The organism is Acinetobacter bereziniae (assembly GCF_016576965.1).
Lineage (GTDB): Bacteria > Pseudomonadota > Gammaproteobacteria > Pseudomonadales > Moraxellaceae > Acinetobacter > Acinetobacter bereziniae.
The window spans coordinates 4583991-4601052 of sequence record NZ_CP066119.1 but is presented as its reverse complement, the minus strand read 5'-3'; the positions used below and the strand labels follow the sequence as shown (position 1 = coordinate 4601052).

The window sequence follows — 17062 nt, the reverse complement described above, 5'->3', positions numbered from 1 at the left end:
TGTCATCCAATATTATCAGCACCATTGCTGACGCGTTTTACAATAAAAAATTAAGTTTAAAAAGGAAATTTGGGGGTGTTTTTACGAAACTCAAGCAATCGTTCGACATCATCATCAATCCCCGCCTGAAGCGCTTCAAGAGATGGGTAATTTAATTCACCATGTAAATAGTCGAGGAAAGTGACTCGCATCAACAGACCATACAGATTAGCAGAAACATCAGGAAAATGTACTTCTAATCGCCATTCTGGGTGCTCTTGCTTAATTGCAGGGCGTGTGCCTACATGACCTGCACCATATAAAGCATCGGTGTGATAGCCAAGGATGCCTTTTTTATCTGGGGATTCCGCTTTAACCTTTTCTGTTAAAGAGGTCGTTTCACAAATCACTTCTACGCCATAGATACCACTTAAACAAGGTCTATGACGCCCAACACGGACATTAATGGTGGGGAAGTTTAAGGTGCGACCAATTTGATCACCGTATTGCACACGACCAATCATGCTATAGGGACGACCCAATAATTTTGCAGCAAGTGAGAGATCACCTGCATGAAGCACTTGGCGAATACGAGTTGAACTCACGCGTTCACCATTAAACTCAATCGTTTTTAAATTCGTGACATCAAAACCGTATTGTTTTAAAAATTCGCTATTTCCTTGACGGTCTTTACCAAAATGAAAGTCGTCACCCAAGATCAAGCTTTGAGCATTGAGTTTGTTTTTTAATAAATCAGCGAAGTTTTCGGCACTTAAACTGCGAAATTGATTATCAAATTTGGCAATAGCAATATAGTCGACACCCAACTCAGTGAGATATTCGACTTTTTCTCTCAGTGAGGAGATGCGAGAGGGCGCTTCATAACCTTTGAAAAACTCTAAAGGTTGAGGCTCAAAGATCATCACCAAGGTTTTTAAGTTATGTGTTTTTGCAACGTCTTTCAGTTGCGAAACCATGGCTTGATGTCCCAAATGGACACCATCAAAATTGCCAATCGTCACTGCGGTTTGGGGCAATTGGAAATTTGGTGCTAAGGCATTTAGACGTAACAGCTGCATGGTTTCAAAATAAGCTTAAAATTTGAAAGGACTATATATTGCCATAATCTCACAGTTTCGTCTTGTTGTTGTGTTTTTATCCAGAAAAAAAATATTGAGAATAATTTTTTATATCAGTTAAATTGATTCATTTTATGAAAATAAATCAATTTTATTTATTAATAAGTGATTTTATAATCAATTTATCTGCTGAAATGAGGATGAAGCGATGAAAAAGCCATTTTACCAACTCGAACAAACACGAGATGTGATCCGACAGTTTACGCCAAATTGGTTCACCATGACCATGGGGACAGGCGTTGTGGCACTCATTTTACCTGAATTTCCATTTGCTCAAGGTTTTTTGTGGCAATTGGCAACCCTGCTGTGGCAATTTAACATACTGGTATTTATCACATTTATGACGCTCTATGTTCTGCGCTGGCTGATTTATCCTCAAGAAGCGAAGCAGATCTTTTCCCATCCTGCGATGGCACTTTTTTTAGGTGCAATTCCAATGGGTTTGGCAACGATTTTAAATGGCTTTTTAAAATATGGCGTTGCAATATACGGTGATGCTGCAATCCAAATCGCACAACTGTTGTGGTTTGTTGATGTCATTTTGGCGGTAGGGATTGGGATTCTTGTACCATTTTGTATGTTCCATAAACAAGAGCATCAATTGCACACAATGACTGCAATGTGGTTGTTGCCGATTGTCGCCTGTGAGGTTGCAGCAACCTCAGGTGGTTTGTTGTTAGCGCATATGGAAGCGAGTCAGCAAGCTATCGGTATTTTATTCGCCAGTTATATGCTGTGGGGAATGTCTGTATTGCCAGCGTTTGGGATCCTGACGATTTTGATGTTGCGTCTGGCATTACATAAATTACCAAGCAAAGAATTGGCAATCACAGGTTGGTTGGCTTTGGGACCAATTGGTACTGGCGCATTGACACTCTTGGTTTTAGGTGCTCAAGCACCTCAAGTTTTGACTTTGATCCACTTAGAAAGCCTCGGTGTGTTCTTTCAAAACGCAGGTATTGTCGCAAGTTTTATGTTACTGGGTTTTGGTGTGTGGTGGTTTGCAATAGCTGTTTTAACCACATTGAAGCACGCTGCGACAGAATTACCTTTTAACTTAGGTTGGTGGGGATTAACCTTTCCATTGGGCGTCTTTACTTTAGCGATATTGAATGTAGGGCATCAGTTACAGGTTAATTTTATTGTCGATACAGGTTTAGCATTTGCTGCAATTCTCATGATGCTTTGGCTAATGGTTATGGGCAAAACCGTACAAGGTATTTATCAAGGCAATTTGTTTTTTTCACCTTGTTTAAAAGCATGGTTGGAGCGAGAACAAGCTTAAAAATGCAAAGCTGACATAGACATAGCAATAGATAAAAAAATTAGCTTTTTTAGCAAAATCAAGCCGTACAGGATATAAAAAAACAGTACGGCTTTTTTAATGCTAAGCCGTTTGATATAAATCAGATCTTATGATTTTCTATTCAATCACTCCGTTATATCGACATCTCTCATGATTCAATCTGAATTTGAACCTGTTTTAATGCAAGTGATAAACGTCTTTTGCACCGAATTTCCGACTGAACTGCATAGTGTGTATGTCTATGGAAGTGTGGCAAAGGGCACAGCTGTTATTGGACAGTCTGATCTCGATTTATGTGTGGTCTTTGTTCAGCCAGTCGATGATGTAGAACGAAAAATTTCGCAGATTAAGTCGGATATTATGGCTTTAACCAGCTTTTTTTCTAAAGTTGATGTTGATATTGGTGTATTACAAGATGTTTTAAACGAGAACAATCGAAAAAGTTGGGGAGCATGGATCAAATTCTTTTGCCATGCTCTTTATGGCGATAATTTATCCAGACAGTTTGAAAATGTTGAAATTGATCGAAGTGTGATTCTCGCGATAAATCAGGGATATGATCAAGAGATACAACATTATTTCGAGATGTTGGCGACTACGCGGTTCGACTTACAAGACAGCGTCAATTTAAAAAAATCTTTATTGAAAAGAATCATTCGCTTATTGCCACTGACATGGCTTGAGATCGAACAATGGCCTGTAAATTTAGACAATACTGTACTGCAAGCTCTCCAGAAATATCCAGAACAAAAGCCAATGTTTGAATATCTGTTAAAAGAACTGGAAAATCCTGATGTACTCAGTTGTGATTGTTTGGATCAAGTGCAAGAAATTTATTTGTGGGTCTGTCGTCATATAAAATAGAAATAAAAAAAGCAGCCTTTCGGCTGCTTTAAATATCTTCAATTAATTATTCTGATTTATCGTTTAAACTAAAGAACCAGTTGAGAATCAGTGCCGCAAAGGTTGCAGTACCAATACCACCGAGATTGAAATCACCAAATTGAAGGGCAAAGTCACCTGTACCCAAAATAATGGTCACAGCAGCCACCATCAGATTTTTATTTTTGGAAAAATCGACTTTGTTTTCAATCCAGATTTTTGCGCCCGCAATGGTAATTAAACCAAACACCACAATCGAAGCACCGGTTAAAATCGCAGTTGGGATAGTATGGATAATTGCACCAAACTTTGGTGAAAAGCCTAAGAAAATGGCAAAAACACCCGCAATGACAAAAATAATCGTCGAATAAACACGGGTGACCGCCATCACACCAATATTTTCGCCGTAAGTGGTCATGCCCGGAGCACCCACACCACCTGAAAGTGTTGTTGCAATACCATCAGCAACAAACGCTTTACCAATTTGAGGGTCTAAATTTTCTCCAGTCATGGCACTAACAGCTTTGATATGACCTAAGTTCTCTGCAACAAGAATTAAAGCGATCGGTGCAATGATCAACATGGCATTGATATCAAAAACAGGCGAGTGGAATGTGGGAGTACCAAACCAAGCTGCTTGTTGAATTGGGGTAAAATTGATTGGTGTACCATTCCCCATCACATTGGCAACAATGAAATAGATCAAATAAGCCAACAATAAACCAACCAATAGCAGTAAACGTTGTAATAAACCTTTTGTGAATACAGCAATTGAGCCCATACAAAGTACAGTCACCAACGCCATCCACATATTAAAGTTATTGCCTGCAACCCCTTTTACTGTGACTGGCGCAAGGTTTAAACCGATAATCATGACCACAGCCCCTGTAACCACAGGAGGCATCAGCTTTTCTATCCATTTGGTCCCTGTTGCCATCACAATCAAACCAAAGATTGCATACAACACGCCACACGCCATAATACCGCCTGCTGCATGGGCAATATTTAAATTTGGTGTACCCGTGCCAGAAGCAGCATAACCCGTTGCAGCGATGACGACACCAATAAAGGCGAAGCTTGAACCCAAATAACTTGGGACACGACCACCCGTTACAATAAAAAATAGGATCGTACAGATCCCTGACATCAAAATAGCCAAGTTCGGGTCAAAGCCCATTAAGAAAGGTGCAAGTACAGTTGCGCCAAACATTGCAAAAGCATGTTGAATCCCTAAAACAATGCTTTGTGCAGGAGGTAAATACTCACTGGTACCGACAGGTCTTGCATCAATGCTGCCAGAATACGGACGCCATTTGGGAAACCAGTTGGACATAAATTGAGCACTCGAAAGACAAATTGGACACATCATACGCTTTCTTTTCGAGAGTTTTAATCATTTTAGTCAAACTAAACGCTTGCATTTATTAGGGAAAAAGATTGTTTTGTACCATTTGGTCAAATAATTAAGCGATGTTACTGCGTAAAATCAAAGTATTAAAAAAATTTAATATTAAAAAAAATAAAAAATTAGATGCTTTTTGATTGATTAAAAAAAGTGATTGGTCACTTAAAATATTTGAATCAGTTGGCATTTTTATAAAAACTTAGGAGAATGACAAATGCCATTCTCCTAAACGGGATATAACAAGTGATGAGATCTTCAGTAAATTAACCTGTGTTTCGTAAACCCGCCGCAATACCAGCAATACTCACCATCAGTGCATGATCTACAGGGGTATGTTCAGCCTGAAATTCAGCCAAATAAGCACGACGACGTTTCATGAGCTCAGCTTGCAATAAGTGTAACGGCAACAGATATGGTTTACGTACTTTCATTGCTTGATCAAGCACTTCATTGGAACTGAGAAGTGCTGACTCGCCTTTCATGGCTAAAAGTGTTTGAACAGCATCATGGAGACGTTGACGTAATTCAGCACCGAGCACTTTTAAATCTTCATCATCTGTTAAATGAGATTCGTAATACAGGGCAATATTTGAGTCCGCTTTAGACAGCACCATTTCTAGCATATCAATTAAGGTTTGGAAATAAGGCCATTCAGACAGCATTTCATCCAAAACAGCTTTCTGACCTTGATCAATCACTTGATTGATGGCTGCCCCTGTACCCAACCAAGCAGGAAGCATCAAACGAATTTGTGTCCAAGCGAAAACCCAAGGAATAGCACGTAAGGATTCAATTCCTCCACTGACTTTACGCTTCGCAGGGCGTGAGCCAAGCGGCAACATTTGTAACTCAAGTTCTGGGGTAACGGTGCGTAAATATTTTACAAAATGAGGATTTTCACGCACGGTCTGACGATACACTTGAACAGACAAGTCGGTCATGTTGTGCATCAAATCTCGCCATGCTTGTTTGGGTACAGGTGGCGGTAATAAGGTTGCCTCTAATGTCGCAGCAGCATAAATTTCTAAATTTTGTAAGGCGATTTCTTCCAAACCAAATTTAAAGCGAATCATTTCACCTTGTTCAGTTACTCGGATTGCACCAGAAATTGAGCCAGGTGGTTGAGAAAATAGTGCCTGTTGAGTAGGCGCACCACCACGACTGATGGAGCCGCCACGACCATGGAACAAGGTCAATTGTACGCCGTGTTGTTTTGCAATCGCAGTTAACTCTTCTTGGGCACGATACTGAGCCCAGTTTGCCGACATAAAGCCTGCATCTTTGGCAGAGTCAGAGTAACCAATCATCACCTCATGTTTGCCTTGAATATGCTGTTTATACCAATGCATATTAAATAAGGTCGTCATGGTACTTGCAGCACCATCTAAATCCTTCAAGGTTTCAAATAATGGCACTACACGTAAGGGATGTTCAATTCCCGCTTCTTTTTGAAGTAGCAGTACCGCCAATACATCACTCGGATATTCCGCCATTGAAATGATATAAGCACCTAAACTTTCTTTGGGTTGCTCTGCCAATGTACGCATCGTTGCAAAGACTTCTTGAACATCAGGATGTTCAATCAGGCTATTGGCTGGCTCGTTTAAGTGTTTTGGTAATAATGGGCGCTTGCTTTGTAATTCTTGCAATAAGAAGTTTTGGCGGGCTTGTTCAGTCCATGTCTCAAAATTACCCAAACCAAGATATTCGGTAATTGCGGAGATGGCTTGACGGTGACGACCTGATTCTTGACGAATGTCCAGCTTTAATAATTCAATTCCAAAACAATTGACACGATAGATAAAGTCGAGCAATTTCCCATTGGCAATTTCTGGCAAATTACATGCCATGAGCGAACGATAGCAAAGCAATAGTGGCTGTAATAATTCATCTTTATGACGAATGATTAAACTACGGTCAACGTCTGAGTGCTGACCACGTAATTTATCTGCCAACCATTGACGGGTAGCTTTTAAGCGTTCACGAGTTGCACGTAAATATTCACGATATGGCTCTGGATGGCTATAGCCTAAAGCTTGATGTAATTCATTGGAATACGCCTCAATTGAAAGCTCCCAACGCAAATCTTCTATATCACGAAGATATAAATCGGCGGCTTTCCAGCGAGATAGCCACAAAACCTCTTGTGTAATGTTATGCGTGACATTCGGGTTTCCATCACGGTCGCCTCCCATCCACGATGCAAAGCGAATTGGTGAAATGTCCAAAGGTAAGGCTTGAGCACAGTTGTCTTGAACAAGGTCATCCAACTCACGGATAAATTTGGGTACTGCATTCCACAACGTTTGTTCAATGGTGGTGAAGCCCCATTTTGCTTCATCAATCGGCGTAGGACGGTGTTGACGAATCTCATCCGTTTGCCATGCTGAACAAATCAGTTGTTTTAAATCAGTCAGTACCTCAGCACGTTGTTTAGGCGTGAGTTTTTGCTGATCAAATGTTGAAAGACAGTGATTAATCCCATCATATTTTTGAATTAAAGTACGACGACTGACCTCAGTTGGATGCGCGGTGAGTACCAACTCAATTTTTAATTCACAGATTTGCTGATAAAGCGTTTCAGCCGAAATTTGCTGATCTTTAAACTTGCTAAATAAATGGTCGAGAACATTGGGTGATGGGGCATGTTCATCACATTCACTTTGGCGACGACTACGCACCACATGATATTGTTCTGCGATATTGGCAAAATTTAGAAAGTGTGAGAATGCACGGGTCAGAGGCAGAATTTCATCATCTTTTAAATTTAAAAATAATTGTTCAAGTTGTTTTTCTGCTTCAATTTGACCATCACGGGCGCCTTTGCCTAAAGCGCGAATCTGTTCAATTTGATTAAACAAATCTTGTCCTGCATGTTCTTTTAAGGTTTCACCTAAAAGATTTCCGAGTAAGCGTACATCTTCACGCAGTGGAGCATCAATTTGTTGAACCATTTGTCACTCTCCAGTTCTTGTTATCTTGAATATAACGTGATTCCATCACAATCCAAGGGACTCCCTACAAAAGTATGTAAGTGACTGTGCAAGAAGTCGACTTTGATTTGTTTTTCGTTCGGTTTTATTAGGGTCTGTAGACATTTCATAAATGGCTTGTGTTGTAGGTTAAAATTGAACAGGCATGAGGAGTATACTCTGCAAGGAAACAAAGAGAATAGCGAGACTATTTTCAAGTTTCATAACGTAGCCTGAGATAATTTTAGCCACAACCCTTCGGGACTAGCGTGTTTTTTGCCGCTTCTTCGTTCCGAACTACTTATTTAGAATGACTAAATTTCGTATTTCGCGCCTAGAATCGCCTAAAAAACACACGTAGTCGCAAACATAGACGAATTGTCAACAGACCCCAACTTTTTGGGTCAATTTGCCTATGACACCTTCGAGTATGCCTGAAACAGCAATTGCACATTATTTAGTTTTTTAATAGCACCATCACGGTTTATATTTCAGCATAAATAAATCAATGCTTTCTTTGATGATTTGCTGCTTTTCTTGATCTGTTGGCGTTGGGCGAATTCCCAACAAGACCTCATGATGACGAACACCGAGCAATAATGACAAAATTAAATTGGTCTGTTTTTCGATCTGGTCTGCTTGAATAAATTTCAGGCTCGTGGCTTGTTGAAAAAAGTCTTGCCATACCGAACACATTCTCTGATGAGACGAATTATAGAATTGTAGCGCTAAAGGGTTCTTTTCTGCGGCAAGTTCCAATAGTAAATGATCTAATTTAATAGCTTCAGGCAAATTAATCACATTCATTGCCAATTCACAGGCTTGAAAAAAATGTGCATAAAAATCACTTTCAGCATTGAGACGCAATGGTCGGGCATTAATTGACTGTTCGCAAGTTTCTTCAATGGCACAGCTAAATAAAGTTTCTTTATCTTGAAAATGGTTATATACGGTCAGTTTTGTTACACCTGCTTCTTTGGCAATCTGATTCATACTGGAACCGTGATAGCCAAGCTTTAGAAACAGTTTTTTTGCTGCTTCTACAATGTGTTTACGTTTTTCTAAGTCCTTTGGACGGCCAACTGTTGTTTGCACAATAATTCCCAAAAAAACAAAATTAGGTCAATTACTCAAAACATGATTCACAATTATTGTACCATGCAGTATATTAATTAAAAAATGAGCAACAAACGGGCTTTTGACATTTCATCAATGACTTGTGTCGTTCAGTAAAACTAAGCGGGCAAAGCGTGAAACCTAGAAAATTACTTTTTCAGTTTCGGCATGCTGGCTAAGATTATTTTAACGCCAACCTGCGCAAGAACAAAGTATGGTTTTGTTTGTTTTGCAAGGTGCTAGATGAATCGTCACATGGTCTCAATATCTCATTCTCATTTGCCTGAAAAGAGCATTTAAATAAGAGCCTTGCCTATGCGTAGTATAAAGTTAGTGATCACGAGCCTATTGGTATCGTGTAGTGTCATTCTGGTGGGATGTAGTAAGCCAGCGTCTGAAGTGGAACAGATTCCCTTGGTGATGGTTGCCCAACCGCTGACTTCCCAAGAAGATCAGAAAAGCTATGCAGGCGATGTACAGGCACGGCAGCAAACTGCGTTAGCCTTTCGAGTTGCTGGACAGATCACTGCACGTTATGTCGAGGTTGGCGACCGCGTTAAAGTTGGGCAGGTTTTGGCCAAGCTAGATGTCAAAGATGCCGAATTACAATTGAACTCTGCAAAAGCACAACTTGAAAGTGCTCAATCCGCTGCGAAAGTTGCAGCAGATGAGTTTAAACGTTTTCAACAATTATTACCCATCAATGCCGTCAGTCGTTCCCAATACGATAGTGTTAAAAATCAATATGACGCAGCACAGGCAAGCCTTAAACAAGCACAATCCAACTATGATGTCAGTGCCAATCAGACAGGTTATAACCAACTGATTGCCAATAAAAATGGGGTCATTACCCAACGTAATATTGAAATTGGACAAGTGGTTTCGGCAGGGCAAGCGATTTATCAATTGGCGATTGATGGTGATCGTGAGGTGGTTATCGGGGTTCCTGAACAGGCGATTTCTGAAATTAAAGTTGGACAAAGCGCATGGATTACCTTGTGGTCAAAGCCTGAAGATAAATTTGCAGCCTATGTCCGTGAGATTTCTCCTGCTGCAGATCAATCGCGGACATTTACAGTGAAAGTGGCTTTAAAAGAAGCACAGTCGGTCATTCAACTGGGGCAAAGCGCACGTGTGTTTTTCAATCAAAATGTTCAAAATATTTTGAGTGTACCGCTGAGCAGTGTCTCAGCCAATAATAATCAAGCATATATTTGGGTGGTTAATCCTGATCAGACTATTCGTAAAGTCTCTGTGACTTTAGGACCTTACGGGCGTGACAATGTCACGGTATTGAGTGGTTTAAATGCGGGGCAATGGGTGGTGGTCGGCGGTGTTCACTTACTCCGTGACAAGCAAAAAATTAAACCAATAGATCGTGAAAATCGTGCTGTAACTATCCAAAAAGGGGCATGATCATGAGTCTATTTAACTCCTTTAATTTGTCAGAATGGGCGCTCAAAAATAAAGGCTTAGTGCTTTATTTTATGATTTTGCTGGGGATTGTCGGGTTATTTTCTTATTCCAAACTGTCTCAAAGTGAAGATCCTCCTTTTTCCTTTAAAGTGATGGTGGTGCAAACCTACTGGCCGGGTGCAACAGCACAGGAAGTCTCTTTGCAAATCACCGATAAAGTTGAAAAGGAGCTCATGAGTACAGGGCTCTATGACAAGATTATGGCGTACTCTCGTCCTGGAGAGTCCATGGTCATGTTTATGGCAAAAGATTCGTTAGTATCCAGTGAACTTCCAAATGTTTGGTACCAAGTACGTAAAAAAGTCGGTGACATCAAAACACAGTTGCCTTCTGGTGTTCAGGGTCCATTCTTTAATGATGAGTTTGGCGATACATTCGGGAATATTTATGTTTTAACAGGCAAAGACTTCAATTATGCCACACTCAAAGAATATGCCGATCGACTACAACTTCGCTTACAGCGAGTAAAAGATGTCAGCAAAGTCAATTTGGTTGGATTACAAGATCAAAAGATTTGGATTGAGATTTCCAATACTAAAGCAGTGCAGATGGGTGTGCCTGTTACAGCAATCCAAGAAGCTTTGGCAAAACAAAATAGTGTGACCAGTGCAGGTTTCTTTGAAACAGGTACAGACCGTATTCAAGTCCGTGTCAGTGGCGCATTAAAAAGCGTAGACGATCTGAAAAAAATGCCGTTGCTGGTGGGAAATAAAACTATTCAACTGGGCGATGTGGCTGAGGTTTATCGTGGTTTTAGTGAGCCTGCTCAACCGCGTATGCGCTTTATGGGAGAAAATGGTATTGGTCTTGCTGTATCCATGCGTAAAGGTGGGGACATCATTGCATTGGGTAAAAATCTAGAGACTGAATTTCAAACCCTACAAAAGACTTTACCTTTGGGCATGGAACTGAAAAAAGTTTCAGATCAGCCTGTTGCAGTACAACGTAGTATTCATGAATTCGTCAAAGTATTGGCTGAGGCTGTGATCATTGTTTTACTGGTCAGTTTTTTCTCATTGGGTTTCCGAACAGGATTAGTGGTTGCCTTCTCGATTCCGTTGGTGCTCGCCATGACCTTTGCAGGGATGAATCTGTTTGATGTTGGCTTGCATAAGATTTCTTTAGGCGCATTGATCCTCGCATTAGGACTTTTGGTCGATGATGCCATTATCGCGGTCGAAATGATGGCGATCAAAATGGAGCAAGGCTATAGTCGAATGAAAGCCGCAGGATTTGCATGGACCAGTACCGCATTTCCAATGCTAACAGGTACATTAATTACCGCTGCGGGATTTTTACCGATTGCGACCGCTGCATCAAGTACAGGTGAATATACCCGTTCAATTTTCCAAGTGGTTACCATTGCTTTAGTTGTGTCATGGTTTGCCGCGGTGATTTTTGTACCTTATTTGGGTGATAAATTACTGCCTGATTTTAGTAAAGAAGCGCAAAAAGCGCCGTGGTATCAGCGTCTTTATGCAAGATTGCGTAAACAACCAGAACCGCAACCTGTGATTCATCATGCTGGTGAGCATTTTGATCCCTACCAATCGAAATTTTATCAAAGCTTTAGAAAGTTGGTGAATTGGTGTGTGACCTATCGAAAAACGGTGATTTCAATCACTGTAGGGATATTTGTACTGTCGGTGGTGATGTTTAAGTTTGTACCACAACAGTTTTTTCCACCGTCAAACCGTGCCGAAATTCTGGTCGATTTAAAATTGGAAGAAGGCGCTTCACTCACCGCAACTGAAAATGCTGTGAAAAAAGTGGAAGCATTCTTATCCAAACAAGACGGTATTGATAATTATGTCGCTTATGTTGGCACAGGCTCGCCACGTTTTTACTTGCCACTTGATCAACAAATGCCACAAGCCAGTTTTGCACAGTTTGTGGTGTTGGCGTCATCACTTGACGATCGCGATGAAATTCGTAAATCCTTAGATACTCAAATTCGCCAATTATTGCCACAAGTTCGAACCCGTGTCTCATTGTTGGAAAATGGTCCTCCTGTGGGCTATCCGTTGCAGTATCGTGTATCTGGTGAAGACGTTGCTGTAGTCCGTCAGGAAGCCCAGAAAGTTGCTCAACTGCTGAGTGAAAATCCAAATACTGGCAATGTGCATTTGGATTGGGGTGAGCAAAGTAAAATCATTTCTTTGCTGATTGACCAAGATCGTGCGCGTCAAATGGGCGTGAGTTCGGAAGATTTGGCGAATTTCTTAAACAGTTCGATTTCAGGTGCAATCATCAATCAGTATCGTGAAAAACGTGAATTAATTGATGTACGTATCCGTGGGGATCAGGCTGAACGAATTAATGTGGAAGCATTATCAAGTTTGGCTGTACCGACCAGCAATGGCACTACAGTACCATTGGCACAAATCGCGAAACTACAGTATAAGTTTGAAGACGGTCTAATCTGGCACCGCAATCGTTTACCAACCATTACAGTACGTGCAGATATTCGGAGCAAGTTACAACCCGCAACTGTTGTAAATCAAATGGCAGAGAAAATGGATCAGCTTCGCGCAACATTACCAAGTGGTTATTTGGTTGAAGTGGGCGGAACAGTAGAGGAGTCTGCCAAAGGACAAAGCTCTGTGAATGCAGGTATGCCTCTATTCCTAGCAGTGGTATTTACGCTCCTGATGATTCAGCTGAAAAGTATTTCACGTTCTTTCATTGTGTTTTTGACTGCGCCATTGGGTTTAATCGGTGTAGTTTTATTCCTGTTGTTATTTAACAAACCGTTCGGCTTTGTGGCAATGCTCGGTACGATTGCACTATCTGGCATGATTATGCGAAATTCTTTAATTCTGATCGATCAGATTGAGCAGGATATTCGAGCTGGGCATAATCAATGGGATGCAATTTTGGACGCAACAGTACGCCGTTTCCGTCCAATTATTCTTACTGCATTGGCTGCTGTTTTGGCGATGATACCACTGTCACGTAGTATTTTCTTTGGTCCGATGGCTGTTGCGATTATGGGTGGATTAATTATCGCTACACTTTTGACCCTATTTTTCTTACCTGCGCTATATGCGACTTGGTTTAAGATTAAAAAAACTACAGAAAATACATAATTTGTTGTGAATATTAGGTGCGAAAAATTGAAAACTTCAATATAGTAGCACTTAATCTTTAACAGAAAATAACATAGGAAATTTCATTGCATAATAAGTCAATCGGTATGCAATGAATTTGAGGTCAAAAACACCCATGGGGCAAACAAATCCGGAACAGCATCGTAAGTTCATTACGAGCTCTTATTTGTTTATGTTTCTTGCATTATTTACGGTAATTACAGCAGTGCTCGCATATTGGTTAGCGCGCAAAGTAGCAGTAGCAAATGATGCAGAGGTATGGATACATGCACAAGCATTGTGGATTATGCGCAATGCTGTCATTTTTTTGATTTTAGCGGCTTTTGCTGCATTGTGGTTTATCCCTTTAATGTTTTTCTATTGGGACAGTTTCATCTGGGTAAAAGCATGTACGGTGGCAGGTGTCGTATTTAGTGCGATTGCATGGCTATATTTACTCAATATTTGGCTTAAAGGTTTTACAAAATATTTACAGAAAAAAGCAGTTTTTTAAAAAAAACTAGATTTCAAACTTGTAAAAAATAACATCGCCCCCAATTTACTCTGCATAGAAGTATTATCAAATTTTTGTGGAGCATCGCCAATCATGGCTAAACGTGATTATTATGAGGTTTTAGGTATTGCTAAAACCGCTAGTGATGATGAAATTAAAAAAGCCTACCGTAAGTTGGCGATGAAGTATCATCCAGATCGCAACCCTGACAACGCAGAAGCTGAAGAAAAGTTCAAAGAATGTGCAGAAGCTTACGAAGTGCTTTCTGACAGTGAAAAACGCAGCATGTATGACCGTATGGGGCACAATGCCTTTGAAGGTGGTATGGGCGGTGGCGGCTTCGGCGGTGGATTCAGTGCCGAAGATATTTTCAGCCAGTTTGGTGATATTTTCGGTGGTGCTTTTGGCGGCGGTGGTCGTGGTCAACAACGTGCACGTCGTGGCTCAGATCTCCGTTATGTCATGGAATTAACGCTTGAAGAAGCTGTGAAAGGGGTGAAAAAAACCATTACTTTCACTGCACCAGCACCTTGCGATGCCTGTGATGGAAAAGGTTCAAAAAATCCGAATGATGTTGAAACGTGTAAGACTTGTCATGGTGCAGGTCAGGTGCGTATGCAACAAGGGTTTTTCTCAGTCCAACAGACTTGTAGCACTTGTCGCGGACAGGGCAAAATCATTAAAAACCCATGTAATAAGTGTCATGGTTCTGGGGTTTCAGATCGTCAACAAACCCTTGAAGTGACCATTCCAGCAGGTGTGGACAATGGTGATCGCGTACGCTTAACTGGTAAAGGTGAAGCAATTCGTGATGGTCAGTCTGGAGATTTATACGTTGAAGTGGTTGTGCGTGAACATGACATCTTCCAACGTGATGGTGCAGACCTCTATATGGATGTGCCTGTGAGCATTGCTGATGCTGCCTTAGGTAAGGAACTTGAGATTCCAACTTTAGACGGTCGTGTTAGTTTGAAAGTGCCTGAAGGTACACAAACCGGTAAAATGTTCCGTTTACGTGGTAAAGGCGTGAAACCTGTACGTAGTAGCATGCAAGGTGATTTACTTTGCCGTATCGTAGTAGAAACACCAGTGAATTTGACGAGTCGCCAACGTGAGCTGTTGAAAGAACTTCAAGCGACCATGGAAAGCGATGACAATAAATCTTCGCCGAAGAAAAAATCTTTCTTTGATCGTTTATTCGACTAATTAATCTGAACGATTAAATCAATAAAAATGGAGCAACAGTGAGCTGTTGCTCCATTTTTTTATTTTGTCGGTTGATCCGATGAGGATTGGTCAAATTCATGATCATCTGGCGCAGCATCGATTGAATTGTCATCTTGTGGAAGAATCAATGCCGGAGTGGATGAGGCAGCTGTCTGAGGTTCAGCGGGGGCAGTAGAGTCTTGTGCCCAACTGAGCGAAACAGTTGTGGTCATCATTAGCCCTAAAATCATGGTTTTAATTTGCATTATATTTCCTTAAATCTCTCTATTATTTGTATGACTTCCACGCTTTAGAATATTCATTTATTAAGCTTAAATTTTATTTAAAATTGTTTCGTTATTTTAGGGTTTGTGGGCAATTCGTCTATGTTTGCGACTAGGTGTGTTTTTTAGGCGATTCTAGGCGCGAAATACGAAATTTAGTCATTCTAAATGAGTCCTAATTGTAGCTTCAAAATATAATTTTTTTTGATCAATAAAATTGATGTTATGAAAATATTGTTGAATGAGATAAAACTTTCATTGCCACGTTTTACATCTAAAGTTTCAATAGATTAGCGTAGATCATATTGTGAATCTGTGCAGTGATTTCAAGATAGAGGATATAACCCCATATCCTCTAACGCTAAAAACAACCCAAAATTATTCAAGAATCGGAGCGTCAATATCTTCGACACGAACTTCAGTTTGTGTTTCTGAAGGCGTAGTCGCGTTGCCTTGAGAGACCGTTTTTTCTTCAGCAAGTGTAACGGCTGGAGTTGGTGCAGATTCAGCCCAAGCACTGGTCATCATTGTTGCTAATACAAATGCAAAAACCATTTTATTCGAATGCATATTGATCTCCTTATAATCCATATTGTTTTCATTCGTGGCAGTAGTCTGCTGTGTGATTCTTGCACTTTGATGAAATAGATTGAGCAATATTTTAAATTTTTTCAAAGTTTTATCGATATATTTTTTAGTCTTGATCTATTTTTTCGTTGAGTCTACTTTTTTGACCTTAATTGCCGAAGACTTAAAAGAAATCAGAAAGTTCGCAGTATTTTTTAAATGGAGTCGTGGTCTTGGAACTGAGTTTTGTTATAGTAGAGCCAAATTTTCAAATTCAGATTTAGGAAGATCGTATGTCAGCAGCTCCACGTATTGGTATTTTAGGTGCAGGCGGTCGTATGGGCCGTACATTGATTCAAGCGGTACAACAAGCAGGTTATCAGCTTGCGGCAGCGGTAGAGCGTCCAGAAAGTACGTTGATTGGTGCAGATGCAGGGGAACTTGCTGGAATTGGTGCTGTAGGTATCAAAGTCGTGGGCAGTTTGGAAGACATTTTAAAAGATGTTGATGTGGTGATTGATTTCACTGCCCCAGTTGCAACAGAAAGCCATCTAAAATTATGCCGTGATGCTGGTGTTGCAATGGTGATTGGAACAACGGGTTTTTCAGATGAGCAAAAAACCTTGTTAAATCAATCTGCGACACAAACACCCATTGTGTATGCTGCAAACTACTCAGTGGGTGTCAATGTTTCAATTAAATTGCTCGAGCTGGCTGCCAAAGTTTTTGGTGATACAGTGGATATTGAGATTATCGAAGCACACCATCGTCACAAAGTAGATGCACCATCTGGAACTGCTTTGATGATGGGGGAAGCGGTTGCGGAAACTTTAGGTCGTGATTTGAAGAAAGTGGCGGTTTATGGTCGTGAAGGTCATACAGGTCCACGTGAACGTGAAACGATCGGTTTTGAAACGATTCGTGGTGGTGATATCGTCGGTGAGCATACTGTGATGTTCATAGGCGAGGGTGAGCGTGTCGAAGTGACACATAAAGCGACCAATCGTATGAACTTTGCAGCAGGCGCTGTACGTGCAGCAGCTTGGGTTGTCGGAAAAGATGCAAAAAAATACGATATGAAGGACGTTTTAGGCTTAAATGATATTCAAGCTTAAAACATGTTGCGC

Annotated in this window: 13 protein-coding genes; 7 read left to right on the top strand and 6 right to left on the bottom strand. The window is 40.6% G+C overall.

Annotated elements, in window-relative coordinates; all coding sequences use genetic code 11:
* Nucleotides 1-56: 56 nt before the first annotated feature.
* Complete coding sequence (ribF, locus tag I9192_RS21610; RefSeq protein ID WP_004825776.1) at nt 57-1058, bottom strand: riboflavin biosynthesis protein RibF; 1002 nt, start codon at nt 1056-1058, stop codon at nt 57-59.
* A 208-nt stretch (nt 1059-1266) separates the two neighbouring features.
* On the opposite strand from ribF, the gene I9192_RS21605 reads away from it, so the two are divergent.
* Both I9192_RS21605 and I9192_RS21600 read left to right on the top strand, forming a co-directional pair.
* Nucleotides 1267-2403 (top strand): TDT family transporter, encoded by a 1137-nt coding sequence (locus I9192_RS21605; RefSeq protein ID WP_005034955.1) that lies wholly within the window; start codon nt 1267-1269, stop codon nt 2401-2403.
* 171 nt (nt 2404-2574) lie between these two features.
* Entirely contained in the window at nt 2575-3288 is a 714-nt protein-coding gene (locus I9192_RS21600) for a nucleotidyltransferase family protein (protein WP_200150028.1), read from the top strand.
* A gap of 46 nt (nt 3289-3334) precedes the next feature.
* Here the strand turns inward: I9192_RS21600 and I9192_RS21595 are convergent, their stop codons facing one another.
* From I9192_RS21595 to I9192_RS21585, 3 genes are all read right to left on the bottom strand, one after another.
* Complete coding sequence (locus I9192_RS21595) at nt 3335-4639, bottom strand: solute carrier family 23 protein (RefSeq protein WP_005034960.1); 1305 nt, start codon at nt 4637-4639, stop codon at nt 3335-3337.
* 335 nt (nt 4640-4974) lie between these two features.
* Nucleotides 4975-7665, bottom strand: a complete 2691-nt coding sequence (gene ppc, locus I9192_RS21590; protein ID WP_005034962.1) for a phosphoenolpyruvate carboxylase — start codon at nt 7663-7665, stop codon at nt 4975-4977.
* Between the two features lie 495 nt (nt 7666-8160).
* Complete coding sequence (locus I9192_RS21585) at nt 8161-8778, bottom strand: TetR/AcrR family transcriptional regulator (RefSeq protein WP_004825785.1); 618 nt, start codon at nt 8776-8778, stop codon at nt 8161-8163.
* 336 nt (nt 8779-9114) lie between these two features.
* Between I9192_RS21585 and I9192_RS21580 the strand changes: the two genes are divergently transcribed.
* The 4 genes from I9192_RS21580 (at nt 9115) to dnaJ (ending at nt 15084) form a co-directional block, all read left to right on the top strand.
* Nucleotides 9115-10215: an efflux RND transporter periplasmic adaptor subunit gene (locus I9192_RS21580; protein ID WP_151961727.1), complete on the top strand. Its 1101-nt coding sequence runs from the start codon at nt 9115-9117 to the stop codon at nt 10213-10215.
* A gap of 2 nt (nt 10216-10217) precedes the next feature.
* Entirely contained in the window at nt 10218-13364 is a 3147-nt protein-coding gene (locus I9192_RS21575; RefSeq protein ID WP_100886202.1) for an efflux RND transporter permease subunit, read from the top strand.
* Between the two features lie 136 nt (nt 13365-13500).
* The gene (locus tag I9192_RS21570) at nt 13501-13878 is read left to right on the top strand and encodes a hypothetical protein (protein ID WP_004825792.1); all 378 of its coding nucleotides are present in this window, start codon (nt 13501-13503) and stop codon (nt 13876-13878) included.
* A gap of 93 nt (nt 13879-13971) precedes the next feature.
* Nucleotides 13972-15084, top strand: a complete 1113-nt coding sequence (gene dnaJ / locus I9192_RS21565) for a molecular chaperone DnaJ (protein WP_004825793.1) — start codon at nt 13972-13974, stop codon at nt 15082-15084.
* Nucleotides 15085-15143: 59 nt separating this feature from the next.
* On the opposite strand, the gene I9192_RS21560 is transcribed toward dnaJ, so the two are convergent.
* Together I9192_RS21560 and I9192_RS21555 are read right to left on the bottom strand one after the other, a co-directional pair.
* The gene (locus tag I9192_RS21560) at nt 15144-15350 is read right to left on the bottom strand and encodes a hypothetical protein (protein ID WP_005034970.1); all 207 of its coding nucleotides are present in this window, start codon (nt 15348-15350) and stop codon (nt 15144-15146) included.
* A gap of 396 nt (nt 15351-15746) precedes the next feature.
* Nucleotides 15747-15938 (bottom strand): hypothetical protein, encoded by a 192-nt coding sequence (locus I9192_RS21555; RefSeq protein ID WP_005034973.1) that lies wholly within the window; start codon nt 15936-15938, stop codon nt 15747-15749.
* A gap of 290 nt (nt 15939-16228) precedes the next feature.
* On the opposite strand from I9192_RS21555, the gene dapB reads away from it, so the two are divergent.
* Nucleotides 16229-17050 carry a 4-hydroxy-tetrahydrodipicolinate reductase gene (gene dapB / locus I9192_RS21550; protein ID WP_004825798.1) on the top strand — a complete coding sequence of 274 codons (822 nt, stop codon included), beginning with the start codon at nt 16229-16231 and terminating at the stop codon, nt 17048-17050.
* Nucleotides 17051-17062 lie beyond the last annotated feature (12 nt).

Coding starts and splice junctions, on each gene's coding strand:
- dnaJ (WP_004825793.1), top strand. CDS start 13,972: ATGGCTAAACGTGATTATTATGAGGTTTTAGGTATTGCTAAAACCGCT.
- I9192_RS21560 (WP_005034970.1), bottom strand. CDS start 15,350: ATGCAAATTAAAACCATGATTTTAGGGCTAATGATGACCACAACTGTT.
- ribF (WP_004825776.1), bottom strand. CDS start 1,058: ATGCAGCTGTTACGTCTAAATGCCTTAGCACCAAATTTCCAATTGCCC.
- dapB (WP_004825798.1), top strand. CDS start 16,229: ATGTCAGCAGCTCCACGTATTGGTATTTTAGGTGCAGGCGGTCGTATG.
- I9192_RS21555 (WP_005034973.1), bottom strand. CDS start 15,938: ATGCATTCGAATAAAATGGTTTTTGCATTTGTATTAGCAACAATGATG.
- I9192_RS21600 (WP_200150028.1), top strand. CDS start 2,575: ATGATTCAATCTGAATTTGAACCTGTTTTAATGCAAGTGATAAACGTC.
- I9192_RS21595 (WP_005034960.1), bottom strand. CDS start 4,639: ATGTCCAACTGGTTTCCCAAATGGCGTCCGTATTCTGGCAGCATTGAT.
- I9192_RS21570 (WP_004825792.1), top strand. CDS start 13,501: ATGGGGCAAACAAATCCGGAACAGCATCGTAAGTTCATTACGAGCTCT.
- ppc (WP_005034962.1), bottom strand. CDS start 7,665: ATGGTTCAACAAATTGATGCTCCACTGCGTGAAGATGTACGCTTACTC.
- I9192_RS21605 (WP_005034955.1), top strand. CDS start 1,267: ATGAAAAAGCCATTTTACCAACTCGAACAAACACGAGATGTGATCCGA.
- I9192_RS21580 (WP_151961727.1), top strand. CDS start 9,115: ATGCGTAGTATAAAGTTAGTGATCACGAGCCTATTGGTATCGTGTAGT.
- I9192_RS21575 (WP_100886202.1), top strand. CDS start 10,218: ATGAGTCTATTTAACTCCTTTAATTTGTCAGAATGGGCGCTCAAAAAT.